The following is a 25,495-nucleotide window of genomic DNA, read 5'->3' as shown; positions in this document are numbered from 1 at the left end:
CTGGAGGCAGCAGCATGAACACGATGTCGATTTCCGGGCGCGCCGCAATCGTCGGCTTGGGCGCGACCGAATTTTCCAAGAACTCCGGGCGCACCGAGCTGCGCCTGGCCCTCGAAGCCACCCTCGAAGCCCTGCGCGACGCCGGCATCGACCCCTCGGAAGTGGAGGGCTTCAGCTCCTATTCGGTGGACAAGGTCCCGGAGTACGAAATCGCCCGCCTGCTGGGCTGCAAGGACGTCAAGTTCTTCTCCCAGGTGCCCCACGGTGGCGGCGCCGCCTGTGCGCCGGTGATGCACGCGGCCATGGCGGTGGCGACCGGCGTGGCCAAGGTGGTGGTGGTGTACCGGGCGATGAATGAACGCTCCTGGTACCGCTTCGGCAGCGGCAGCTACGGCTTTGCTGCCACGCCGATCTTCGACAACGTCAACTACGGCTGGTACATGCCCCACGGCTTCCATACCCCGGCCGCCTGGGTCGGCATGTTCGCCCAGCGCTACATGCACACCTATGGCGCCACCTCGGAAGACTTCGGCCGGGTCGCCGTGGCGGCGCGGGACTTTGCCGCGACCAACCCCAAGGCGTTCTTCCATGGCAAGCCGATCACCCTCGAAGAACACCAGGCCTCGCGCTGGATCTGCGAGCCGCTGCACCTGCTCGACTGCTGCCAGGAGTCCGACGGGGCGGTGGCCATGGTCATCACCTCGGCCGAACGTGCCCGCGACCTGCGGCAGAAACCGGTGACCATCAAGGCCGGCTCCCAGGGCATCACCCAGGGCCAGCAGAGCATGACCTCGTTCTACCGCGACGACATCACCGGCCTGCCGGAAATGGGCGTGGTCGCCAAGGAGCTGTACCGCCAGTCCGGGCTCGGCCCCGAGGCGTTGCAGACGGCGGTGATCTACGACCACTTCACCCCGTTCGTGCTGCCGCAGCTGGAAGAATTCGGCTTTGCCCGGCGTGGCGAAGCCAAGGAGTTCATCCGCGCCGGGCACCACGCCCGTGGCGGCAAGCTGCCGATCAACACCCACGGCGGGCAACTGGGCGAGGCCTACATCCATGGCATGAACGGCATCGCCGAGGCGGTGCGCCAGGTGCGCGGCACGGCGGTCAACCAGGTGGCTGACGTGGAAAACGTGCTGGTCACCGCCGGCACCGGCGTGCCCACCAGCGGCCTGATTCTGGGCGCGGCCTGAGGAGCACTGCATGTTCGTCGATCTTACCCCCGAGCAACATGCGCTGCGCCGCCAGGTGCGCGACTACTTCCAGGCGCTGATGACCCCCGAGCTGCGCGAGCGCCTGCGCGGCCAGGAGGGCGGCGAGCTGTATCGCCAGACCGTACGCCAGATGGGCCGTGACGGCTGGCTGGCGGTGGGCTGGCCGAAGGCCCATGGCGGCCAGGGCTACGCCGCCACCGAGCAGCTGATCTTTTTCGAAGAGGCCAATATCGCCGGCGCGCCGCTGCCGTTCGTGACCATCAGCACGGTGGGCCCGGCGCTGATGGAACACGGCAGCGCGGCGCAGAAGGAACGCTTTCTGCCGGGCATCGCCGCCGGCGAAATCATGTTCGCCATCGGTTACTCCGAGCCCGATGCCGGCAGCGACCTGGCGGTGCTGCGCACCAGCGCCCGGCTGGACGGCGAGCACTTCGTGGTCAACGGCAACAAGCTGTGGACCTCGGGCGCCGAGTCGGCCGATTTCATCTGGCTGGCGGCGCGCACCGACCCGAACCAGGCGCGGCACAAGGGCGTGTCGATCCTGATCCTCGACACCCGCCTGCCAGGGTTTTCCAGCACGGTGATCCCGACCACCAGCAACCCGACTGCCGCCACCTACTACGACAACGTCCAAGTACCACGGGACATGCTGGTCGGCGAGCTGCACGGTGGCTGGAAGCTGATCACGTCGCAGCTCAACCACGAGCGCCTGGGCCTGGGTTCCTGGTCGGACAAGGTCGTCGGGCTGTTCCGCCGCGTCTACCTGTGGGCCAAGGCCCGTGACGAGCAGGGCCGGCGGGCAATGGACAAGGCCTGGGTGCGCAGTTCGCTGGCCGAGTGTTATGCGCGCCTGGAGGCGATGCGCCTGATCAACCTGCGCATTGCCGCCAACCTTGAGCGCGAGCACATGGACGTGGCGTTGAGCTCGACCACCAAGGTGTACGGCTCGGAATCGGCGATCGAGATCCTGCGCCGGCTGTCGGCCATCGTCGGTGCCAATGGCGTGGTCCGTGGTGGCTCGGCGGCGGCGGCGCTGCACGGCGACCTGGAGTACGAGCTGCGCGCCTCGGTCACCGTGACCTTTGGCGGCGGCACCAATGAAATCCAGCGCGAGCTGATCGCCCAGTTCGGCCTGGGCATGCCGCGCGCCCAGCGCTGAGCCACCACAACCACAACGAAAGGCCCCGCCCCGGCAGTGCCCGGGGCCTGGGCCGAGGGTTGCATCCGATGAGCACGATAGAGCAATTCAGGCACGAGACCCGTGCCTGGCTGGAAGCCAACTGCCCGCAGTCGATGCGCACCGCCATGGGCGAAGGCGATGTGGTCTGGGGCGCCAGCCAGCCGCAGTTCGCCAACGACGATGCGCGCCTGTGGTTCGAGCGCATGCGCGACAAGCGCTGGTTCTGCCCCGAATGGCCCGAGGCCTACGGCGGCGCCGGGCTGGATGCCGAGCAGCTGGCGGTGCTGGAAAGCGAAATGCGCCGCCTCAAGTGCCGGCCGCCGCAGATCAACCTGGGCATCTGGATGCTTGGCCCGGTGTTGCTGGCTTACGGCAGCGAAGAACAGAAACTCAGCCTGCTGCCGCCCATGGCGCGTGGGGAGGTGCGCTGGTGCCAGGGCTTTTCCGAACCCAACGCCGGCTCCGACCTGGCCAGCCTGAAGATGGCCGCGCGTGACGCTGGCGATCACTTCGTGGTCGATGGCAGCAAGATCTGGACCTCGTACGGCGACAAGTCCGACTGGATGTACGCGCTGGTGCGCACCGACAGCCAGGCGCCCAAGCATGAAGGCATCAGCCTGATCGTGCTGGACATGCGCAGCCCCGGGGTCAAGCCGGTGCCGATCGACCTGATCAGCGGCAAGTCGGCGTTCTGCCAGGTGTTCTTCGATGGTGTGACGGTGCCCAAGAGCCAGTTGATCGGTCCGCTCAATGGCGGCTGGAACCTCGGCAAGTACCTGCTGCAACACGAACGCAAGGCCATGTCGAAGTTCGGCGAATTCAGCCTGCCCTCGCACTTCGACCTGCTGGCCCTGTTGCGTGAATACCTGCCGCAGCCGCGCAGCCAGGGCGAGCTGGCGTTGCACGCACGGGCGGTGGCGTGCGCCATGGACGAGCATGCCTATGGCCTGACGGTGCAGCGCATGGCCGAGGAGGGGCGGGCCGGCGATGACATTAGCGGCTTGATGGCGATCATGAAGCTGCTGCACACCGAACAGGAGCGCGACAAGTTCGAGGTGCTGCTCGACGCCATGGGCGGCCACGCACTCGGCTGGCAGGCACCGGGCTTCAGCGAGCGCGAGCTGGCGGTGACCCGCGCCTGGCTCAACAGCTACGCGCTGACCATTTCCGGGGGCGCATCGGAAGTGCAGCTCAATGTGATTGCCAAGCGCGTGCTTGGTTTGCCTGATGGCAAGAAAGGAGTGTCGGCATGAACCTGCGTTACAACGACGAACAACGGCTGCTGGCTGACAGTGCCCGCGACTTTCTCGCTGCGCGCAGCCCCGTGGCGGCGCAACGGCGCCTGCGCGACCAAGGCGTGACGCAAGGCTTCGACACCCAGCTGTGGCGCGAGGCGGTCGAGCTGGGCTGGAGCGCCATCCCGTTCGGCGAGCACCTTGGTGGGCTGGACTTCGGCTGCATGGGCCTGGGGCCGATCTTCGAGGCCAAGGGCCAACACCTGGCGGCGACGCCCCTGTTGTCCAGCGTGGTCCTGGCTGGCTCGTTGCTGGCCTTGGCCGGCTCGGCGCAGCAGCACAACGACTGGCTGCAGGCAGCGATCCTCGGTGAGCGGCGCTTGGCCCTGGCACTGGAGGAGGGTGCCCGTCACCGGCCCAGCGACGTGGCCATGGCGGCGGTCGCCGAGGGCGACGGTTATCGCCTGAGCGGGGAAAAGTTCTGGGTCATCGATGGTGTCGGTGCCGATGCCTACGTGGTGGTAGCGCGCACCGGCGGCCAAGCCAGCGAAGAGGCCGGCATCAGCCTGTTCCTGGTCCCAGCCGACAGCCAGGGCCTGGAATGCACGGCGCTGCCACTGATCGACTCGCGCAACAGCGGGCGCCTGCGCCTGGACCAGGTGCGTGTCGGTCGCGAGGCGCTGCTGGGGGAACCCGGGGCAGCCTGGGCGGTGCTCGACGCGGTGCTCGATCGCGGCCGCGCGTGCCTGGCGGCGGAGCTGCTGGGGGCGGCGCAGCAGCTGTTCGCGACCACCGTGGACTACCTCAAGACCCGGGTCCAGTTCGACGTGCCGATCGGCTCGTTCCAGGCCCTGCAGCACCGCGCCGCGCACCTGTACACCGAGCTGGCCCTGGCGCGCAGTGCGGTAATGGCTGGCTTATCGGCGCTCGACGACCCGCAACTGGACGCCGCCCGGCGTGGGCGGCTGGTCAGCCTGGCCAAGTGGAAGGCCGGCGATACCGCACTGCAGGTCGCCAACGAAGCGGTGCAGATGCATGGCGGCATCGGCGTCACCGACGAGTTGGATGTCGGCCTGTACCTCAAGCGGGTACGGGTGGCCCAGGCCTGCCTCGGTGACCGCGACTTCCATTGCGAACGTTATGCCGCCCTCGACGCGGCCTGCGCCTGAGCGCAGCGGCTGGAGATCCCTGATGAGCATTGACCATTGGCGGCATGCCTGGGCGCAGTTGATCGGCCCCGGTTCACCGTTTGAAGTGATGACCCCGGCCGCGGATGGCCCGCGGCATTTTCGCCATGCGCCACGCAACCTGATGCAGGTGTTCGACGCCGCACGGGCGCATGGCGACAAGGAGTTCGTCGTCTGGCAACAGCAGCGCCTGAGCTTTGCCGACTATTTCGACGCGGTCGACCGCCTGGCTGGCCAGCTGGCGGGCCGTTTGGGCCTGCGCCCTGGCGAGCGGGTGGCGATTGCCATGCGCAACCAGCCGGCCTGGCTGGTTGCGTTTGCCGCCATCCAGCGCTGCGGCGCGGTGTGCGTGCCGCTCAACAGCTGGGGCCTGCATGATGAGCTGTTGCACGGCGTGGAGGACAGCGGTGCGCGCCTGCTGATCGGCGACGAGGCGCGTCTGGCCGTGCTCCAGCACGACCTGGCCGCGGCCGGGCGGACCTTCATCGTGGTCGGGCGCGCCGCCGACGCCGGGTTGCCTGCGCACTGCCTGCGCTACGAGGACCTGCTGGCGGCCGAACCGCTGCCGCTGGCGCCAGTCGACCTGGAGCCTGATGCGCCGGCGCTGATCCTCTACACCTCCGGCACCACCAGCCGCGCCAAGGGCGTGTTGTCCAGCCATGGGGCGATCTGCCAGGCGCTGACTGCGCTGGAGTTCCAGGGCGCATTCTGCGCGATGACCTCGCCCGAGCGTGTGGCCGGCATGCTCGGCAGCGGCTTCGCCTCGACCAGCCTGATGGCGGTGCCGCTGTTCCATGTCAGTGGCCTGCACGCGCAGTTCCTGTCGGCCTTGCGCGGTGGCCGGCGCCTGCTGCTGATGTACAAGTGGGATGCCGAACAGGCGCTGGACCTGATCCGCGACGAGCGCTGCACCCAGTTCAATGGCGCCCCGGTGATGATGCAGCAGCTGCTGGCCTCGCCGCGCTATGACGGCGCCGACACCGCCAGCCTGTTCGGCCTGGGCCTGGGCGGCGGAGCCTCGTCGGCCGGGCTGCTGGATGAGATGCTCGTGCGCAAGCCCGAGGTGATCGCCGGCAGTGGCTATGGCCTGACCGAAAGCAACGGCATCGGCGCGGCGATTGGCGGTGACCTGTTTGCCTATCGCCCGGCCACGGCCGGCTGGCCGTTGCCGATTGTCGAGGTGTGCATCGGCGATGATCCCTTGCAATCGTTGCCGACCGGCCGCGAAGGGCTGATCTGGCTGCGCTCGCCGACCTTGATGCAAGGCTACTGGAACCTCGCCGAGGCCAGCCGGCAGACCCTGCGCGACGGCTGGCTCGACACCGGTGACCTCGGGTACCTGGACGACGAAGGCTTCCTGTTCATCAGCGGCCGGGTCAAGGACCTGATCAACCGCGGTGGCGAGAAGATCTCCGCGGCCGAGATCGAAACCTGCATCAGCGACATGCCCGGCGTGCTGGAAGCAGCGGCGTTCGCCGTCGCCGACCCGCTGCTCGGGGAAGTGGTGGCGCTGGCGATCCACGGCGCTGCGGCCAGCCTGCCGGCCGACGAGCAGATACGCGCGTTCATCGCCCAGCGCCTGGCCGCCTACAAGGTGCCGGCCCAGGTCTACCGCGTCGACCAGCCCTTGCCACGCAATGCCACCGGCAAGGTGCTCAAGGCCGAGCTCAAGGCCCGTCTGGTCAGTGCCTGATGCTTAGTCCCTCCGGACGATGCCGTGCCGGCAGGAACCGGAACAATGAAGCCATACCACAAGCTTTATCAGCGAAGGAGGCAGTACATGAAAACAACAACAACTGTGATGCTCGCAGCCGCTCTGACCCTCAACAGCGGGCTTATCACCAGCGCCAACGCCGCCGTGCCACCTGCGCAGGCCGCCCGCCTGGGCAAGGACCTGACCTGCGTCGGCGCCGAGCAGGCCGGCAATGCCGAGGGCACCATCCCGCCCTACACCGGCAAGTACCTGGGCGAGGTGCCGGGCTGGAACCACGTCAAGTTCTCCGGTGACCAGCCGGTGGACCCGTACGCCAATGAAAAGCCGATCCTGGTGATCACCGCGCAGAACATGGACCAGTACGCCGCGCACCTGACAGACGGGCAGAAGGCGTTGCTGAAGAAGTACCCGACCAGCTACAAGATGAACATCTACCCGGGACACCGCGACTTCCGCTACCCCGACTACGTGTGCCGACGCGTGATGGACAATGCCCTGCATGCCCAGCTGGTCAACGATGGGCTGGGTGTCGAGGGCCTGGGCCAGGTGCCGTTCCCGATTCCCAAGAACGGCATGGAGGTGCTGTGGAACCACCAGCTGCCGGCGCGTGCCTACACCGAGGAGAAGATCTCCGACCTCGCCTCGGTACTGCCCAACGGCAGCATCGGCTGGGGCCGCGCCCATGCGCGCAACCTGTCGCAGGCCAACTCGCCGACCGTGGAGCCAAAGACCTCCGATATGGTCCAGGCGATGAGCTACAACACCACGCTCAAGCCGGCCCGTGACAACGGCGTGATCAGCATTGCGCACGAACCCTACAACTTCGTCACCTCGTCGCGCCAGGCCTGGTCCTACAGCCCGTCAACCCGGCGTGTGCGGCAGATGCCGGGGTACGGTTACGACCAGCCGATGATCGGCACCAACGGCACCATGACGGTGGACGAGGACCGCCTGTTCAACGGCGCCCCGGAGCGTTACACCTGGAAGCTGCTGGGCAAGCGCGAGATCTACAGCCCGGCCAACGCCTTCAAGGCCAACGCCGGCACGGTCAAGTACGCCGAACTGCTGACCCCGAACCATCCCAACCCTGAGTTCATGCGTTATGAGCTGCGTCGGGTATGGGTGGTCGAGGCCGACCTGAAGGAAGGCTACCGCCATGTGTACGGCAAGCGCGTGCTGTTCATCGACGAGGACACCTGGAACGCGGTGATGGCTGACAACTACGATGCCCGTGGGCAGCTGTGGAAGCATGCGATGGTCAACTACTACTACCACCCGGACATGAGTGGCTGGCAGGCGGGGTCGCAGTTCTTCATGGATCTGAACTCGGGGCAGTACACCGGGTATGGCATGACCAACGAAGCGAAGAAGGGGCCGATTCTGAACGAGAGCAAGTTTACGCCGGATATGTATACCGCGGATGCGGCGCGGGCGATTGGGCGTTGATGGGCTGAAATCCCGGACGTGAACAAGGCCTGGCAGGGGAGACCCTGCCAGGCCTTTTTGATGTTTGTGTGATGTGGGGCCTGTCTTGGGATGTGCAGGGGGGCGGAAATCGAGCGCCGCGCGGGCGGCGCTCGATCTCACAGGCGCTGAACTACTCGAGGCAGGCACTCCGGCCCCTACACCGCCACCGCGCCAACCACCTTGCCACCTGCCAACCCCTTGATCTGCGCCCGATACCGCGGCAACGCCAGCGCCAGAAACACCGTCGCCAACACCAGCAACACCACCGAAGCCGCCAGTGCATACCGCAGTGACTCCCCCTGCAAACTCGGCAGGAACAGGTCACTGAGCATCCCGATCAACAAAGGCCCCAAGCCAACCCCCAGCAAGGTCATGGCCATGACAAAGATCGCCGTGGCCTGGGCCAGGCGGTTGGCCGGAAACAGATGGGTGATCGCACCCAGGCACGGCGTCGCCCACCACACCCCAAAGAAACCGAACGCACTGTAGAACAGAAACGCCTGTGGCACCGGCGTGTCGCCAATATAAAACGCAGTCCCCTGTGGCCAAAGAAAGTAGGCCAGCGCAAACGGAATGCTCAGCAGCGTACCCAGCAGCGGCACGCCAATCTGCCAACCCACATCACGCCGGGCCAGGCGGTCGGTGAGCATGCCGCACACCAAGGTACCGATGGTCGAACCACTGCCGCCGATCACCCCCACCAGAAAGCCCGCCTGCTGCATGTTCAGGCCATGTGAACGGATCAGGAAGCTCGGGCTCCAGGTGCCGATGGCATAGCCGGCAATCGCCGCCGCGCCGCCAGTCAGCACCAGCCACAGGAACGACGGCATGCGCAGCAGCTCGCCGAGGGTCTGCAGCCAGCCTTCGGCTGGCGCGGCGCTGGCCTGCTGCGGCCGCACCGGCTTGGGGGCGCGCACGGTCAGCAACAGCAACAGGCCGAGCAAAATGCCGGGCGCGCCGATCAGCAGGAACGCGTAGCGCCAGCCGTGCTGCTGGGCAATCCAGCCCCCCAGGCCGAGGCCGACGATGGCGCCCAGGCTCGAACCGAGCATCAGCACCGCCAGGGCGGTGGAGCGGCGCTGTGGCGGGTACAGGTCGGAGACCATCGCCACCGACGGCGCGGTGCCGCCGGCTTCACCGATGGCCACGCCGATCCGCGCCAGCACCAGGGTGAAGAAGCTGCCGGCCATGCCGCAGAGCATGGTCATCAGGCTCCAGGCCATGCAGCTGAAGGCGATCACCGGCTTGCGCCCGATACGGTCGGACAGCCGCCCCAAGGGTAGGCCGAACACCGTGTAGAACACCGCGAAGGTCACCCCTGAAAGCAACCCGATGCCAGTGTCGGAGATGCCGAATTCGAGCTTGACCGGCTCGATCAGGATCGCCATCAGCTGGCGGTCGATGTAGTTGAAAACGTAGATGCTGGCCAGCACCAGCAAGGCGTAGTGGGTACGCCAGGTCACGGGAGGGGATGGGTTCACAGCACAGCTCCGTTTCTTGTTTTAGGTGCGCCCGATGCTCGGCGCATATGGGCACGATTTCATCGTCTGTTCAGACCAGTTTCGCTGCTCGCACACGGCCTTGGCCAGCCCTGCAGCGGGCACTGCAGGACTAGTCTCGACGGACGATGTTTCGCACCTGGCCAGGGTGAATCATTCAGCTCATCTCCGGTGTCGCGCGCCCCTTGCGCACCGGCAACAAGAAGAGTGAAGGAGCTGAAATGAGCATCTTGTTCGAGCCTGTGCGGCTGGGTGACCTGCAGTTGGCCAACCGCGTCGTCATGGCCCCGATGACCCGCAGCCGCGCCGACCGCCAAGGTGTGCCGGGCAGCGATATGGTCGCCTACTACCGCCAGCGGGCCAGCGCCGGGCTGATCGTCGCCGAGGGCACCGCGCCATCGGCCAGTGGCCTGGGCTACTGCCGCACCCCGGCCATCTACAGCGCCGAACAGGTCGCCGCCTGGCGCGAGGTGACCCGTGCCGTGCACGGCGAAGGGGGGCGCATCGTGCTGCAGCTTATGCACGTGGGGCGCGCTGCCAGCCACCATAACAAGCCACTCGGCGCCGCCACGGTGGCGCCCTCGGCGATCCGTGCGCGCACCCAGCTGTTCAGTGACACGGCTGGCATGGTCGACACCGAGATGCCCGAGGCGCTGTCCCTCGAGGGCATTGCCGGGGTGATCGACGACTATCGCCAGGCCGCGCTGAATGCCCGCGAGGCGGGCTTCGATGGCGTCGAGCTGCACTGCACCAGCGGTTACCTGCCCATGCAGTTCATGGCTGCCGGCAGCAACCAGCGCAGCGATGGCTACGGTGGCGACGCTCGGAACCGCGTGCGTTTTGCCAAGGAAGTGCTCGAAGCCATGGCCGCCGCCATCGGCGCGGGCCGGGTCGGTCTGCGCCTGTGCCCCGGCAACCCGTACAACGACATCGACGACCACGAGCCGGCCGTGACCAGTGCGGTGCTGTGTGCGGCGGTGGCGCCGTTGAACCTGGCCTACCTGCATGTCATGCGCTCGCCGGTGCCGGGGCTCGATGCGTTCGCCCTGGCACGCAGCAACAGCGCCCAGGCGCTGATCCTCAACGATGGCTTCGACGGTGCCTCGGCGCAGGCTGCGCTGGCGGCCGGCGAGGGCGCTGCGGTGTCCTTTGGCCGCCACTTCATCGGCAACCCGGACCTGGTCGAACGCCTGCGCGACGGGCGGCCGTTGGCCGGCTTCGACCGCAAGACCCTCTACACCCAAGGGGCACGCGGCTACAGCGATTACCCCAGCTGGCAGGCCAGCGCGGAGGTGGCGCAATGAACCTGCCGCAGCCGTTGCACCTCCCGACCCAGCAGCCAGTCAGCCGCGAACAGACCCAGGCCTTGCTCGACCTGCGTGGCGCCGCAAGCGCGCAGATCAAGCCACGCGACCTTTACACCCTGGCCGACCGCCTGGAAGCGCAGGCCGATCGCCAAGGTGAACGCCCGTTCCTCATCTATGGCGAGCAGGTGCTGAGCTACGCCGAAGTCGACCGCCTCGCCGACCAGGTGGCCCATGCCTGCCTGGCCCGCGGGCTGCGCCCCGGCGACGTGTGCGCCCTGGCCATGGAGAACCGCCCGGCGTTCTTTGCCTGCTGGTTCGGCCTGGTCAAGCTCGGCGTGGTGGTGGCCTTCATCAACACCCAGGTGGCCGGCAAGCCCTTGGTGCATGCGTTGCAGACCACCCACGCCAAGGCCCTGCTGGTTGGCGAGGAGTGCCTGGGCAACCTGCAGGCGACCGAAGGCTTGCCGCCACTGCCGCTGTGGCTGGTCAACGATGCCGAGCAGCCATGGGCGGGTGAGCTACCGACCGGTATCGACACCACCTTCACCGAGGACCTCGCCGCCGCGCCGCGCAGCCGTTTCCCACGGGCGCTGCGTGCGCAGATAGAGGCCCAGGCACCGACCCTGCTGATCTTCACCTCGGGCACCACCGGCCTGCCGAAAGCGGCGCGCTACAGCCATATGCGCTGGATGTCCTCGGGCGACGTGATGGAAGTGACCTTGCAGGCTAGCAGCGCCGATGTGTTCTATTGCTGCCTGCCGCTGTACCACGGCGCGGCCGCCACCTCGGTCACCTCCACGGCACTGCGCGTGGGCGCGAGCATCGTGGTGCGGCGCAAGTTCAGCGTGCGCGAGTTCTGGAGCGACGTGAACCGCCATCGCATCAGCGTGTTCCAGTACATCGGCGAAATCTGCCGGTACCTGCTCAACCGCCCGGTCCAGGCCGGGGAGCGCCAGCACAGCCTGCGCTGCATGCTCGGCGCCGGCCTGTCGGCGGAGGCATGGCAACGCTGGGTCGAGCGGTTCGGCCCGCTCCAGGTGTTCGAGGGCTGGGGCGCCACCGAAGCCAACACCAACCTGATCAACGTCGACAACTACCTCGGTTCCTGCGGCCGGGTGCCGGACTGGAACCGCACCAACCTGCGCCTGGTGCGCTACGACGTCGAAAACGACTGCCACCCGCGTGACGAAAACGGCTTCTACCAGCTGTGCGAAGTCGGTGAAGTGGGCGAGGCCATGGGCTTTATCGTCGACCACCCCGACATCGGCGGCGGCCGTTTCGAGGGCTATACCTGCGCGGCCGCCACCGAAAGCAAGATCCGCCGCGATGTGCTGCAGGCCGGCGATGCCTGGTGGAGCTCGGGCGACCTGCTGCGCCAGGATGCCGATGGTTACTGCTATTTCGTCGACCGCATTGGCGACACTTTCCGCTGGAAGAGCGAGAACGTCTCCACCCAGGAGGTGGCCGACGCTCTCAGCGACCTGCCGGGCCTTGAGCTGATCAACGTCTACGGCGTGCAGGTGCCGGAGCACGAGGGCAGGGCGGGCATGGCCGCGGTGCTGATGCAGCCGGGCGAGGTGTTCGATCCGCAGGCGTTCTACCAGCTGACCGAGGCCCGCCTGCCACGCTATGCCGCGCCGCTGTTCGTGCGGGTGAGTGCGGCAGCGGACCTGACCAGCACCTTCAAGCTGCGCAAGGTCGACCTGCAACGCCAGGGCTACTGCCCGCAAGCCTGCGCCGACCCGCTGTTCATCCGCGACGAAGGCAGCGCCAGCTATCAGCCCTATTCGCTGCAGATGCTGGCCCAGGTCGGCCTGCCAGCGTTCGTCGGTGGCCAGCATGGCTGAATACAACGCCGATGGCCACGAACTGGCGGGCGGCCTGCGCTACCCCTGGCCGCAGGCCCAGTGCAGCGGGGAATGGCGCGAGGTTGCAGACGGCCTGTGGTGGCTGCGCATGCCGCTGCCGTACCGCCTCGACCACATCAACCTGTACCTGCTGCGCCATGGCGACGGCTGGGTGGTGGTGGACACCGGCATGAACACCGAGCAGACCCGTGCCGCCTGGGAGCAGGTGTTTGTCGGGCTGTTCGCCGGGCAGCCAGTGCTGGCGGTGATCTGCACCCACTACCACTCCGACCATGCCGGCGTCGCCGCCTGGCTCGCCGAACGCTACCGCTGCCCGGTCTACATGACCGCCAGCGAATACCGCTCGCTGTACGTGACGGTGCCTGCGGGGCAGGCGCCGGGTTGGGACTTCCACGACTTCCATGCCAAGGCAGGCTTCAGCGGCGAGCAGATCGACGAACTGTACCGGCTGATCCAGAGCGGCCACTTCCGCCCGCTGCATTTCAACAGCTACCGGCGCCTGCAAGACGGCGACCGCCTGCCCATCGGCAATCGCCAGTGGCGTGTGGTGGTGGGGCGTGGCCATTCCCCCGAGCACGCCTGCCTGTATGCCGAAGACGGCAGCGTACTGATCGCCGGCGACCAGGTGCTGCCACGCATCACGCCGACGGTGGGCGTGCATGCCACCGAACCCGAGGCCGACCCGCTGCGTGACTGGCTGGCTTCGCTCGAACACCTGCGCAGGCTGCCCGACAGTGTGCTGGTGCTGCCGGCCCACGAGCGGCCGTTCTACCACCTGCATGCGCGCCTGGACCAGTTGCAGGCCCATCACCAGGCCCAGCTGTCGCGCCTGTTGGCCAGCTGTGACGAGCCGCGCAGTGCGCTCGAACTGATGGCCGTGCTGTTCCCCAAGCTGTCAGGGCGTTTCGACGAACTGATGGCGCTTGGCGAAACGTTGGCCCATGCCAACTACCTCATGGCCGAAGGGCTGCTGGTGCGTGAGCTGCATCAGGGGCGCCACCGCTACCGCCGTGGCACGCCGGGGCAACCCGCAGCTGCGCCCGGCCCGACGGCAACGTTGACCATTCCAGGCAGCCAGCCGGCTGCCCTTCAGGAGAGTCCGTGTGATCGACAAGAACAACAATAACGATACTGGTCTTGCCAGCCGCGGTTTGCCGCTGGCCGGCCTGACGGCGGCGATTGCCCTGGCATCGGCGTCGGCCTGGGCGGGGGAGACCATCGAGTTCGACAATGGCGCCACCATCGACTGGTCGGTCACCACCAGCTACGGCATCGGCGTGCGCCTGGCCAAGCCCAGCGACCGCCTGATGGGCGTCAACGCCGACGACGGCGACCGCAACTTCAACCAGGGCAGCCTGACCACCAACCGCCTGGGCGCACTGGGCGAGATGATCATGCGCATGGACAACTACGGCGCCGTGGTGCGCGCCAGTACCTTCTACGACGACGTCTACCACCGCAAGAACGACAACAACTCGCCGGCCACCGTCAACAAGGACGGTGACAACGACGAGTTCACCAGCGATGCCAAGTACTACAGCGGTGGCCGTACCCGCCTGCTGGATGCCTACGTGTTCGGCGGTTGGCGGTTCGACAACGACTCGATGCTCGACGTCAAGGCCGGCCGCCATATCGAATCCTGGGGCGAGAGCCTGTACTACCCCGGGGTCAACGGCGTGCAGAACCCCTCGGACGCGGTCAAGGCCGCGCAACCCGGTGTCGAGGTCAAGGAAGTGCTGCTGCCGGTGGGCCAGGTCTCGGCCTCGTACCGCTTCAACCCGCAGTTCACCTTCGGCGCCTACCTGCAGTACGAGTGGAAGGGCACCGAGCTGGCCCCGGTGGGCAGCTACCTGTCGGGCACCGACGTGATCGGCCCGGGCCGCGAATTCCTGATCACACCGACCGGCAACATGCCTTACCGTGGCACCGACGAGCCCCGCGACAGTGGCCAGTGGGGCGTACAGCTGCGCTACCGGCCGGTGCCGGCGCTGGAACTGTCGCTGTTCCACGTCAACTACCACGACAAGAACCCGGCCACCGCATTGGTGGGCTACAGCCCGGTGCCGGTGGGTGGCGGCTTGTTCGCCTTCGCCGCCAACGGCTACCGGGTGAAGTACTTCGAGGACATCAAACTTACCGGTATCAGCGCCTCGACCAAGCTCGGCGAGACCCAGATCGGCGGCGAATGGTCGTACCGCGACGGTGCGCCGGTGATGGTCAACACCGGCCTCGGGCCGACCCCGGCGCGCGGCAAGGGCCAGCAGTTCCAGCTCTCGGCGATGCGCGTGCTGGGCGACCGGCCATGGGCCAGCCAGACCACCCTGACCGGCGAGATCATCCACGTGAAAGTCGACAGCGTCGATGCCACCTCCGCGGCCGGCAACCTGCAGGGTGTGGCGCTGCTGCCGAGCCTGGCACCTTTGGTCGCGGCGTCCGACAACTACACCTACAAGACCTCGACCGGCTGGCGCACGCGTGACGCCAGTGCCTACACCGTGGGCGCATCGTTCAGCTACCCGGGGGTGTTCCAGGGCTGGGACCTGGAGGTGCCGGTGCGCTTCTCCAACGTGTTCAGTGGCTCGACGCCCATGGCCGGGAGCATTTCCGGTGTGCAGGGTGACTGCCGTATCAGCGTCGGTACCACCTTCAAGTACCTGGGCAACCTGGAAGCCGCGCTGACCTATGTCGGCTACCTCGGCTCGCCCGACGCGATCAAGCGGCCCTATGCCGACCGCGACTACGCCACCTTCTCGTTGAAATACACCTTCTGACCGATCACCTGACAACGCTGGCGCCTGCGGGCGCTGGCATGGAGGCACCATGGGGCTCAAAGGCCACGCAGCAATAGTCGGTACCGCGCAGTACAAGCCGGAGAAGTACGCCACGGCACCTACAATGTTCCACCTCGAACAGGTCGCCGACCTGGCCGCCCAGGCCCTGCGCGATGCCGGCCTGCAAGCCTCGGACCTGGACGGCCTGGTGATCAACGGGCCGCAGTTCCACGAAGCCTCGGTGTTCGTCCCGGCCATGGCCGCCGAGTACCTGGGTCTGCGCCTGAACTTCGCCGAAGTGGTCGACCTGGGTGGCTGCACCTCGGTCGGCATGGTCTGGCGCGCGGCTGCCGCCATCGAACTGGGCCTGTGCCAGGCGGTGCTGTGCGTGCTGCCGGCGCGCATGGCGCCCTTGGGGCCGGATGAAGACCCAGGCTGGATGGCCAGAGCCATGCGTTTTGGCGGGCATAGCACGGCGTTCGGCGCACCGGAGGCGGAGTTCGATCTGCCGTACGGGCACATGGGCCAGAACACCGGCTACGCGATGATCGCCCAACGCTACGCCTCGCAGTTCGGCTACGACCCACGGGCCTTGGCGAAAATTGCCGTGGACCAGCGCACCAATGCCCAGGCCAACCCGCAGGCGATGTTCTTCGGCCAGCCGCTGACCGTGGAGCAGGTGCTGGCCAGCCGCATGGTCGCTGACCCGCTGCACGTGCTGGAGATCGTCATGCCGGTGGCTGGCGGCGCGGCGCTGATCATCACCAACCAGGAACTGGCAGCGCGTGCGCGCAAACGCCCGGCGTACATCACCGGCTTCGGCGAGCACCTGGCGTTCAAGTCGCCGACCTACGCCGAGGACATGGTGCACACGCCGATCGGCCCGGCCTCGCGCCGCGCCTTCGCCATGGCCGGGCTGAAGCCTGCCGACGTCGATGCCGCGCAGATCTACGACTGCTACACCATCACCGCCTTGCTGACCCTGGAAGACGCCGGTTTCTGCGGCAAGGGCGAGGGCATGGCGTTCGTCCGCGAGCACGACCTGACCTGGCGGGGTGATTTCCCCATGAACACCCATGGCGGCCAGCTCAGTTTTGGCCAGGCCGGCTCGGCCGGCGGCATGTCCCAGGTCATCGAGGCGGTCACGCAGATCGCCGGGGCCGCGGGCGAACGCCAGTTGCAGCGCTGCGACAGCGTCTACGTCTCCGGTACCGGCGGCGTGATGAGCGAGCAGGGCGCATTGATTCTTCAGGGAGCATGACGATCATGTCGAACAACAAACCGATGCCCGTGGCGACCGAGATCTCCGCGCCGTTCTGGGAAGGGCTCAAGGCCCGTCGCCTGCTGGTCCAGCAGTGTGGCGGCTGTGCCCAGTGGCTGTTCTACCCGCGCCGGCACTGCCCGGCCTGCCTGGCGCCGGACCCGGCGTGGCGCAAGGTGAGCGGCCAGGCGACGCTGTACAGCTACACCCTGACGCGCATCCCGACGCTGCCGGACTTCATCGATGAAATGCCGCAGAAGCTGGCGGTGGTGGAGCTGGCCGAAGGCGTGCGGGTCAACACCACCCTGGTGGGGCTGGAGGAAGACCAGATCCGCATTGGCATGCCGCTTCAGCCGGTGTTTGCCCAGGTCGATGGCAAAGGTACCCGGCTGTTGCGCTTCACTGGCCTTGCGCAGGACGCCGCAGCGCTGGAGGCAGCACCGGTGGTCGAGGCAGTGGCGCCTGCCGAGGTGCCCGATAACCGCCTGCAGGTCGATTGCCAGGACCAGGCCGCGCTGCAGGCGCTGGTCAGCGAACAGTACAGCGGTTGGAGCAACAGCCTGCTGGTGGATCAGGCGCTGATCGATGCCTTTGCCGAGCTTTCGGGTGACGACTACTGGATCCACACCGACCCTGAGCGGGCCCGGCGCAGCAGCCCGTTCGGCGGCACCATCGCCCACGGCGCGCTGGTGCAGGTGCTGCAGTCGCGGCTGAAGCTGGCGCTGGGCTTCGAGATCACTGGCTTCACCACGCAGATCAACTACGGCTCCGACCGCCTGCGCTTCCCGGCGCCGGTGCCGGCCGGCTCGCGCATTCATGCCCGGGCACGGGTCAAGGCGGTCGAGCTGAACCAGCGTGGTACCCAGATGACGCTGGAGATCAACATTCACGTTGTTGGCCAGGAGCGGCCGTCGGTGATCAACGACCTGGTGATCCTCTACCAGCGTTGATGCATGGATGGCACCGGCTGCGCCGGTGTTCGCGGGCATGCCCGCTCCCACAGGTACTGCGCAAATCTCAAGGGCTGTGCAGATACCCGTGAGAGCGGGCGTGCCCGCGAAGAGGCCCACGCCGGCCCACAGATGACAGGTCGATTCCGACAAACCTTAAGCCATTTGGACGATGTTTCCCGGTCGCCCCCGACCGACTATCCCCCATGCCCCCGCCTGACAAGAACAAGAGGAAAGGCTCCATGGCTGCGTTGTACCTGCCCCTCGATCAGGAGCGATGCCCATGCGCTCGGTGATCGGCTACCTGGTCTGCCTGTTCGTCGGCCTGACCATCGTCTTTACCTTCCTGCCCCGCCCCGAAGCCGCACCCGCCGATGCCCCGCTGCGTACCGACCGGGTGCAGGTCAACGCCTTGCTTGACCTCGACACCCGCGTGCTGGCGGTGGGCGAGCGCGGCAGCATCCTGTTCAGCGATGACCAGGGCGCCAGCTGGCAGCAGGCAGTGGTCGAGCCGCAGCGTGAAGTCGCCCTGACCGCGGTGGTGGCCCTCGACCGCCAGCGCTTGCTCGCAGTCGGCCATGACGGCTGGATCCTGCGCTCCGATGATGCTGGCCAGCATTGGCGCGAGGTGCGTCATGACGACCAGCTCGGCGAGCCGCTGCTGGGTGTGTGGGCGGCCGGTGCCGACAGGGTGCTGGCGTTCGGCAGCTTCGGCAAGTTCTACCAGTCCGATGATTCCGGGGCGACCTGGCGGCCGTTGGCGCTGGACATCGACAGCGCCCATCTCAATGGCATGGACGGTGGCGACGATGGCCGGCGCATGCTGGTCGGCGAGCAGGGCCTGGTGCTGCGCAGCCGTGATGGCGGCGGGCAGTGGCAGGCCCTGCCGGCGTTCTACAACGGCTCGCTGTTCGGCGTCGTGCGCCTGAGCGGCAACGACTGGGTGACTTACGGCATGCGCGGGCACGTGTTCGTCAGCCACGACTTTGGCGAGCACTGGCGCCAGCTTGAGCTTGGCAATGCACTGCCGCTGTACGGCCATACCCGCCTGCCGGGCGGTGGCCTGCTGATCGTCGGTGCCGGCGGCTCGCTGGTGCGCCTGGACGGGCGTGGCGAACTGGCCAGCGTCACGCGCTTGGCCGGGCACGGCACGCTGACGTCGGCGGCAATGGTGGGCTCACGGCTGCTGCTGGGCGGTGAGCAAGGGGTTTTCGACGCCAGTGCGGGCAACCTCGCCACGCTGGGCAAATGAGAGGCAAACCATGAAAAAAGCAGACACCCGAACCGCGCGCTGTGTCGAGGCCACTGCCCAGGCGTTGATGAAGGGGCGCAAAGGCCTGCTGTTGCTGTTCGTGCTGTTGACCCTGGGCCTGGGCTTTAGCGCGACCCACACCCAGCTGGACCCGGGCTTCAACAAGCAGATCCCGGTGCGCCACGACTACATGGTCAACTTCCTGCGCTTCAGCCAGTACTTCACCGGCGCCAACCGCTTCCTGGTCAGCGTGCGCTGGAAGGGCGAGGGCGACCTGTACAACGCGCAGTTCCTCGACACCCTGCGCAAGGTCACCGATGACGTGTTCTTCATCTCCGGGGTCAACCGGGCCAGCGTCACTTCGCTGTTCACCGCCAACGTGCGCTACATCGAAATCACCGAGGAAGGCTTCTACGGCGACGTGGTGGTGCCGCCACGCTTCAATGGCAGCGCTGCGGACCTTGCCCAGGTGCGCAGCAATGCCGCGGCCTCCGGGCAGATCGGCCGACTGATCGCCAACGACCTGAAGTCGGCGATGGTGCGTGCCGATCTTCAGGACATCGACCCTCAGACCGGCAAGGCGGTGGACTATGTCGAAGTCGCCAAGCGGCTTGAGGCGCTGCGCCAGAAGTACGCCAGCGACGACATCGAGATCAGCGTGGTGGGCTTTGCCAAGCTGGTCGGCGATGTGGTCGAAGGCCTGAACACGGTGATCGGCTTCTTCGTCATTGCCTTCGCCATCACCGCGCTGCTGCTGTGGCTGTACGCCCGTTCCTGGCGCCTGACCCTGGTCGCGCTGGTCGTGGCGCTGCTGCCGGTGGTGTGGCTGCTGGGCTTGCTGCCGCTGCTGGGGCTGGGCATCGACCCGATGTCGATCCTGGTGCCGTTCCTGATCTTCTCCATCGGCGTGTCCCACGCGGTGCAGATGACCAATGCCTGGAAGCAGGACGTGGTGGCCGGGGCCAGCGCCCGGCAGGCGGCGCACTCGGCGTTCTGCAAGATCTTCATCCCAGGTTCCCTGGCCTTGCTGATGAACGCCCTGGGCTTTGCCGTGATCATGCTGATCGATATCCCCATCGTGCATGAACTGGGGGTCACCGCCTGCATCGGGGTGATGCTGATGATCATCACCAACAAGCTGATGCTGCCGATCATCCTCTCCTGGCTGCGCCTGGAGCCTGCCACGCTGCAGCGGGCCCAAGCCCGCGAGGCCGGGCGCCATCGCCTGTGGTGGCGGCTGTCGGCGCTGGCCGAACCGGGCCCGGCGCTTGCGGTGTTCGCCGTGAGCCTGGCGCTGTTGGTGGGCGGCGCCTGGAAGGCCCGCGAGCTGGCGGTGGGCGATATCGGCGCCGGGGCACCGGAGTTGCGCGGTGACTCGCGTTACAACCAGGACAATGCGCGGATCATCGGCAGTTACTCGATCGGCCTGGATGTGCTGTCGGTGTTCGTCGAGGTCAAGGGCGTGGAAGAAGGCTGCCTGTCGCCCGAGGTGATGCGCGCGGTCGAGGCCTTCGATTTCCGCATGCGTGCGGTCAGTGGCGTGCAGTCGGTGCAGAGCGTGGCCGGCATGGGCAAGCGGGTGATCGCCGGCAACAACGAAGGCAACCCGCGCTGGGCGGCCATCCCCGGGTCGGCACGCGGCCTTAGCCAGGGGGCGCGGGCCTACATGCCGGACGACGGGCTGGTCACCGAAGGCTGTCAGCAGATGCAGATCCTGGTGTTTCTCGCCGACCACGAAGGTGCCACCATCAGCCATGCCATCGGTGAAGCGCGGCGGATCATCGCCGATGTGCGCACGCCGAAGGTCGATTTCCTGCTGGCCGGTGGCAACGTCGGGGTCATGGCGGCTTCCAACGAGGCGGTCAAGCGCGCCGAAGTGACCATGCTGGCGGCGCTGTTCGGCTCGGTGGCGCTGTTCTGCTGGCTGACCTTCTTCTCGCTGCGGGCGGTGCTGTGCATCCTCGTGCCCCTGGCCATCGTCGCCATCCTGTGCAACGCGCTGATGGCCATGCTCGGTATCGGCCTGAAAGTCGCCACCTTGCCGGTAATGGCCCTGGGCGTCGGGGTCGGCGTGGACTACGGCATCTACTTGTACGAGCGCATCCAGCACGAGATGGCCGCCGGCGCCGACCTGCGCGAGGCGTTCTACCGGGCCATGTGCCAGCGCGGCACGGCGGCGGTGTTCACCGCCCTGACCATGTCGATCGGCGTGTGCACCTGGGCGTTTGCGCCGTTGAAGTTCCAGGCCGACATGGGCGTGCTGCTGTCGTTCATGTTCCTGGTCAACGTGCTGGGGGCAATTTTCCTGCTCCCGGCGCTGGCGGCCTGGTTCAACCGTGGGCGACCGCTGGTCGCCCGGCAGGTGGTGCCCAGGCCAGTGCTGGTGGGCCAAGGCGCGGGAGACATTCGCTAATACAAAATAAACCCTGGCGCCCCTATTGTCGGCGCCAGGGCGGCCAGCGAGACTGTGCCGCGGACACATCGCCGAATAAAAATAACAAGGGCCGGCCGAAGCCTGCCCGAGCGAGGAGAAGACTGTGGAAAAAGCTGTCTTGACCCATGATGCGCTGGCCCGACTCGGCTGCGACCTGGCAACCTTCGATCGCCTGGTCGGTGAAGTCTATGAAGGCGCCCTCGACCCCAAGCTGATGGCCCGTGCGCTGACCAGCTTTCGCACCCTGTATGCCGCCAACTACGCGACCCTGATCCTGCGCGTGCCGGACCAGCCGGACATGGGCGTGATGATCATCTCCGGCGACATCGAAGGGGCCGGTGACGTCACCTACATGACCTACCCGCAAACCAACACGCCCTTTACCAACCAGCCGCCGGACCATGTGTTCACGGTCGACGACGTCATGACTTCGGACGAGTGGGAGCGCAGCGCCTATTTCAAGATGTTCTGCAGCCAGCAGGACGTGTACCACGTGATGGGTGCCGACATTTCCACCCCCGATGGCGGCAAGCTGCGTTTCCGCATCACCCGCTCCAAGCGCGAGCCGAATTTCTCGGCCGATGAACGCGCCCTGTGCGGGATGTTCCTGCCGCACCTGCGCCGGGCGCTGCAGGTGCATAACCTGCTCGACCGCAGCGAATCGCTCAGCGAGCTCTATTCCCAGGCCATCAGCCGCCTGTCGGTGGCCACGCTGGTGCTGGACGAGAGCGGCAGCGTGCTGCGGGTCAACCCGGTGGCCCAGGAAATTCTCGCCAGCGCCGACGGCCTGAAGCTGGTGGGCGGGCGCCTGGAGGCGACCTACCCAAGCGACAACCGCGAGCTGCAGCGGCTGATTCGCGCCGCGTTTTCCCCGGATGCGCCCAAGGGCGCCGAAGCCATGTCGGTGACCCGCCCATCTGGCCTGGTCAACCTGGGCCTGGTGGTCGAGTCGATCCCTTCGCTGGACTGGGCCGATGAACGCGGCAAGCCGGCGGCGCTGGTGTACATCCGTGATGCGGCGAGCAAGTCGCTGGCCAGCGAGGTGGTGACCAAGCAACTGTTCAACCTGACCCGCGCCGAAACCGCGCTGGCCATGGAACTGGCCAACGGCCTGTCGCTGGAAGAAGCCGCCGAAGAGCTGAACATCCGCCGCAACACCGCGCGGGCGCACTTGCGCTCGATCTTCTCCAAGACTGGCGTGCGCCGCCAGACCGAACTGGTGCGCATCCTGCTCAACAGCGTGGTCGCCCTCGGCAAGCCCAAGGTGGCGCTGAAGGCGCCCGAGCGTCTCAAGGTGCCGCTGCCGCAACTGGCCGTGGCGCGCCGTGCCTGAGGCACATCCAGCTCGCCAGCCGTAGTCCGCAAGGACGATGCTGGCGCGTTGGCCTTCTGCCGATACTGCACCGACCTATCGTGGAGATCGATCATGTCTGTTACAGCTATCAGCGGCAGTGCCTCGGGCATTGGTGCCGCCGTTGCCGCGGCGTTGCGCGCGGCGGGTCATGAAATCATCGGCATCGACCGTGCCGATGCCGAGGTGGTGGCCGACCTTTCTACCGAGCAAGGGCGCGCGGCGGCGATTGCCGAAGTGCTCGAACGCAGCGGCGGGGTGCTCGACGGCCTGGTCTGCTGCGCCGGGGTTGGCGTGACCGCGCCGTCCTGCGGGTTGATCCTGGCGGTCAACTACTTTGGCGTGAGCCAGTTGCTCGAAGGTTTGCAAGGCGCCCTGGCGCGTGGGCGTAACCCGGCGGCGCTGGTGATTGGCTCGGTGGCCGCCACCCAGCCAGGCGCCGAGCAGCAGGCGATGACCAGCGCCATGCTCGACGGCGACGAAGGGCGGGCACTGGACCTGGCCAATGGCCTGGGCCAGCCCCATGTGGCCTATGCCTGTTCCAAATATGCCATCACCCACCATGCACGCAGCCTGGCCTCGGCCTGGGGCCAGCGTGGCATGCGCCTGAACGTGGTGGCGCCGGGCGCGGTGCAGACCCCGCTGCACCAGGCGTCGCTGGACGATGCGCGCTTCGGCAAGGCGGTGCGCGAGTTCGTCGCGCCGCTGGGGCGTGCCGGGCGCCCAGAGGAAATCGCCGCGTTGGTGACATTCCTGCAGTCCGAGCAAGCGCAGTTCGTGCATGGCAGCGTGGTATTCATCGACGGCGGTATGGACGCGATGGTGCGCGCGCCGCGTTTCTGACAAGGATTCCCTATGAACAAAGTGGCCTTCATTACCGGTGCCAGCCGTGGCATCGGCCGGGCGGCGGCGCTGGCGTTCGCCCGTGCCGGTTACGACGTGGCGATCAGCGCCCGCACGCTCGAGGAGGGTGAGCAGCATCAGCACGCCCTGCGCGATGCTGCGGGCGCGCCGTTGTCCGGCAGCCTCAATGGCACCGCCGAGGCAATCCGGGCGCTGGGCGCACGCGCCTTGGTGGTACCGATGGACCTGCTCGACAGCGCCACCGCCGAACAGGCCTGTGCGGCGGTGCTGGCTGAGTACGGGCGCATCGACGTGCTGGTGAACAATGCCATCTACCAGGGCAGCGACCTCAATTCGACCTTCCTCGCGCTGCAGCCGGACACCCTGGAACGGATGTTCAAGGGCTACATCCTGACGCCCTTGCTGCTGACCCAGGCCGTGGTGCAACGCATGCTCGGGCAGGGCGGCGGGGTAGTGATCAACGTTACCTCCGGCGCTGGCGAGAGCGACCCGCCGGTGGCGGCGGACAAGGGCGGCTGGGGTTATGCCTACGGCGCCGGCAAGGCGGCCGTGTCGCGACTGTCGGGCATTTTGTCGACCGAGCTGGGCGAGCGGGGGATTCGTGCCTATACCCTGAACCCTGGAGTGGTGACCACCGAGGCGTTGAAAGTGACCATTGGCGAGCAGGGGGTGATTGCCTTGCGCGCTGGCAGCGCACCGCCTGAGGTGCCGGCGGCGGTGATGTTGTGGTTGGCCACCGACCCGCAGGCGACGCAGTACCAGCGGCGGACGGTGGCGGCGCAGGGGTTGGCCCTAGAGCATGGGATCGTCGCCGACTGGCGGTGATAAGGCTGTGGCAATTCCTGTAGGCGCGACACAAGGCCGCTCCTACAGGGCAGCCATGCATCGCGCTGTACTGCAGGAACCGAATCAGGCCCGGCGCTTGGCCAGGGTCATCGCCGTATCTTCGATCATGTCTTCCTGCCCGCCGACCATCCCGCGCCGGCCCATCTCCACCAGAATCTCCCGCGCCGAAACCCCATACTTCTGCTCGGCCCGCTTGGCAAACAGCAGGAACGAGCCATACACCCCGGCATAGCCCATGGTCAGCGCATCGCGGTCACTGCGGATGGGAAAGTCCATGATCGGCACCACCAGGTCCTCGGCCACGTCCTGGATGGCGAACACATCCACCCCGGTGTCGATGCCCATGCGCTTGCACACCGCCACCAGCACCTCCATCGGCGTGTTGCCGGCACCGGCACCCAACCCCGCGCAGGCCGCGTCGATACGGCTGGCGCCCGCAGCGATCGCGGCGATCGAGTTGGCCACGCCCATCGACAGGTTGTGGTGGCCATGGAAGCCGATCTCGGTCTCCGGGCGCAGCGCGGCACGCATCGCCGCCACCCGCTCGCTCACCTGGTGCGGCAGCAGGTAGCCCGCCGAGTCGGTCAGGTAGATGCAGTTGGCGCCGTAGCTTTCCATCAGCTTGCCCTGGGTGGCCAGGCCTTCGGGGCTGTTCATGTGCGCCATCATCAAGAAGCCCACGGTGTCCATGCCCAGGTGCCGGGCATGGGCGATGTGCTGTTCGCTGACATCGGCCTCGGTGCAGTGGGTAGCCACCCGCAGGGTGCTCACGCCCAGGCCGTGGGCCATCTTCAGGTGCTCCACCGTGCCGATGCCCGGCAGCAGCAGTGCGGAGACCTTGGCCTGTTTCATCAGCGGGATCACCGCCGAGAGGTAGGCCTCGTCACTGTGGGCGGGGAAGCCGTAGTTGACCGAACTGCCGCCCAGGCCATCGCCGTGGGTAACCTCGATCAGCGGTACCCCGGCGGCATCCAGGCCGCAGGCGATGCGCTGCATCTCGTCGAGGCTGATCTGGTGGCGCTTGGGGTGCATGCCGTCGCGCAGGCACATGTCATGTACGGTGATGCGTTTGCCGTTGAGGTCCATGGTCGGCTC

General features: G+C 67.1%; 19 protein-coding genes. 17 read left to right on the top strand and 2 right to left on the bottom strand.

Translation table 11 applies throughout. From position 1 onward, the window contains the following. The first annotated feature begins 14 nt into the window (after window positions 1-14). The 6 genes from CAF78_RS23615 to CAF78_RS23590 all read left to right on the top strand — a co-directional run bounded on the left by CAF78_RS23615 (window position 15) and on the right by CAF78_RS23590 (window position 7,976). Window positions 15-1,193, top strand: coding sequence for a lipid-transfer protein (locus CAF78_RS23615; RefSeq protein WP_085677299.1), 1,179 nt, complete (start codon window positions 15-17; stop codon window positions 1,191-1,193). A gap of 10 nt (window positions 1,194-1,203) precedes the next feature. Then, a complete protein-coding gene (locus tag CAF78_RS23610) occupies window positions 1,204-2,373 on the top strand; it encodes an acyl-CoA dehydrogenase family protein (RefSeq protein ID WP_085677298.1) in 1,170 nt (389 codons plus the stop codon). A gap of 68 nt (window positions 2,374-2,441) precedes the next feature. Next, the gene (locus CAF78_RS23605; protein ID WP_085677297.1) at window positions 2,442-3,647 is read left to right on the top strand and encodes an acyl-CoA dehydrogenase family protein; all 1,206 of its coding nucleotides are present in this window, start codon (window positions 2,442-2,444) and stop codon (window positions 3,645-3,647) included. Further along, the gene (locus CAF78_RS23600) at window positions 3,644-4,798 is read left to right on the top strand and encodes an acyl-CoA dehydrogenase family protein (RefSeq protein WP_085677296.1); all 1,155 of its coding nucleotides are present in this window, start codon (window positions 3,644-3,646) and stop codon (window positions 4,796-4,798) included. Before CAF78_RS23605 ends, CAF78_RS23600 begins: the two co-directional genes overlap by 4 nt. A gap of 22 nt (window positions 4,799-4,820) precedes the next feature. Continuing rightward, the gene (locus CAF78_RS23595; protein ID WP_085677295.1) at window positions 4,821-6,509 is read left to right on the top strand and encodes a class I adenylate-forming enzyme family protein; all 1,689 of its coding nucleotides are present in this window, start codon (window positions 4,821-4,823) and stop codon (window positions 6,507-6,509) included. A 108-nt stretch (window positions 6,510-6,617) separates the two neighbouring features. Next, window positions 6,618-7,976: a DUF1329 domain-containing protein gene (locus CAF78_RS23590; protein ID WP_085677294.1), complete on the top strand. Its 1,359-nt coding sequence runs from the start codon at window positions 6,618-6,620 to the stop codon at window positions 7,974-7,976. A 176-nt stretch (window positions 7,977-8,152) separates the two neighbouring features. Here CAF78_RS23590 and CAF78_RS23585 read toward each other — a convergent pair whose 3' ends face one another. Then, window positions 8,153-9,478 carry an MFS transporter gene (locus CAF78_RS23585; RefSeq protein ID WP_085677293.1) on the bottom strand — a complete coding sequence of 442 codons (1,326 nt, stop codon included), beginning with the start codon at window positions 9,476-9,478 and terminating at the stop codon, window positions 8,153-8,155. A gap of 239 nt (window positions 9,479-9,717) precedes the next feature. Here CAF78_RS23585 and CAF78_RS23580 point away from each other — a divergent pair, with 239 nt between their 5' ends. The 11 genes from CAF78_RS23580 to CAF78_RS23530 all read left to right on the top strand — a co-directional run bounded on the left by CAF78_RS23580 (window position 9,718) and on the right by CAF78_RS23530 (window position 24,379). Further along, on the top strand, window positions 9,718-10,800 hold the full coding sequence (locus CAF78_RS23580) for an alkene reductase (protein ID WP_085677292.1): 1,083 nt from the start codon (window positions 9,718-9,720) through the stop codon (window positions 10,798-10,800). Beyond that, window positions 10,797-12,650: a long-chain-acyl-CoA synthetase gene (locus tag CAF78_RS23575; protein WP_085677291.1), complete on the top strand. Its 1,854-nt coding sequence runs from the start codon at window positions 10,797-10,799 to the stop codon at window positions 12,648-12,650. The genes CAF78_RS23580 and CAF78_RS23575 overlap by 4 nt, the downstream gene beginning before the upstream one ends. Then, a complete protein-coding gene (locus CAF78_RS23570) occupies window positions 12,643-13,797 on the top strand; it encodes an MBL fold metallo-hydrolase (RefSeq protein WP_085677290.1) in 1,155 nt (384 codons plus the stop codon). The genes CAF78_RS23575 and CAF78_RS23570 overlap by 8 nt, the downstream gene beginning before the upstream one ends. Further along, entirely contained in the window at window positions 13,775-15,442 is a 1,668-nt protein-coding gene (locus CAF78_RS23565) for a DUF1302 domain-containing protein (protein WP_085677289.1), read from the top strand. Before CAF78_RS23570 ends, CAF78_RS23565 begins: the two co-directional genes overlap by 23 nt. Window positions 15,443-15,491: 49 nt before the next feature. Then, complete coding sequence (locus tag CAF78_RS23560) at window positions 15,492-16,703, top strand: thiolase family protein (protein WP_085677288.1); 1,212 nt, start codon at window positions 15,492-15,494, stop codon at window positions 16,701-16,703. A 5-nt stretch (window positions 16,704-16,708) separates the two neighbouring features. After that, window positions 16,709-17,653 (top strand): OB-fold domain-containing protein, encoded by a 945-nt coding sequence (locus CAF78_RS23555; RefSeq protein ID WP_085677418.1) that lies wholly within the window; start codon window positions 16,709-16,711, stop codon window positions 17,651-17,653. Window positions 17,654-17,936: 283 nt separating this feature from the next. After that, the gene (locus tag CAF78_RS23550) at window positions 17,937-18,905 is read left to right on the top strand and encodes a YCF48-related protein (protein ID WP_085677287.1); all 969 of its coding nucleotides are present in this window, start codon (window positions 17,937-17,939) and stop codon (window positions 18,903-18,905) included. A 10-nt stretch (window positions 18,906-18,915) separates the two neighbouring features. Further along, complete coding sequence (locus CAF78_RS23545; protein WP_085677286.1) at window positions 18,916-21,318, top strand: MMPL family transporter; 2,403 nt, start codon at window positions 18,916-18,918, stop codon at window positions 21,316-21,318. Between the two features lie 124 nt (window positions 21,319-21,442). After that, window positions 21,443-22,672, top strand: a complete 1,230-nt coding sequence (locus CAF78_RS23540) for a helix-turn-helix transcriptional regulator (RefSeq protein WP_085677285.1) — start codon at window positions 21,443-21,445, stop codon at window positions 22,670-22,672. A 93-nt stretch (window positions 22,673-22,765) separates the two neighbouring features. Then, on the top strand, window positions 22,766-23,533 hold the full coding sequence (locus CAF78_RS23535; RefSeq protein WP_085677284.1) for an SDR family oxidoreductase: 768 nt from the start codon (window positions 22,766-22,768) through the stop codon (window positions 23,531-23,533). A gap of 12 nt (window positions 23,534-23,545) precedes the next feature. Further along, window positions 23,546-24,379: an SDR family NAD(P)-dependent oxidoreductase gene (locus tag CAF78_RS23530; protein WP_085677283.1), complete on the top strand. Its 834-nt coding sequence runs from the start codon at window positions 23,546-23,548 to the stop codon at window positions 24,377-24,379. Window positions 24,380-24,463: 84 nt separating this feature from the next. On the opposite strand, the gene dmpG is transcribed toward CAF78_RS23530, so the two are convergent. After that, window positions 24,464-25,486, bottom strand: a complete 1,023-nt coding sequence (dmpG, locus tag CAF78_RS23525; RefSeq protein WP_085677282.1) for a 4-hydroxy-2-oxovalerate aldolase — start codon at window positions 25,484-25,486, stop codon at window positions 24,464-24,466. Window positions 25,487-25,495 lie beyond the last annotated feature (9 nt).

This window comes from Pseudomonas sp. R28(2017) (assembly GCF_002112505.1).
Taxonomy (GTDB): Bacteria; Pseudomonadota; Gammaproteobacteria; order Pseudomonadales; family Pseudomonadaceae; genus Aquipseudomonas.
Note: the sequence above shows the minus strand (reverse complement) of the source record. Positions and strands in the feature narration are given on the sequence as shown.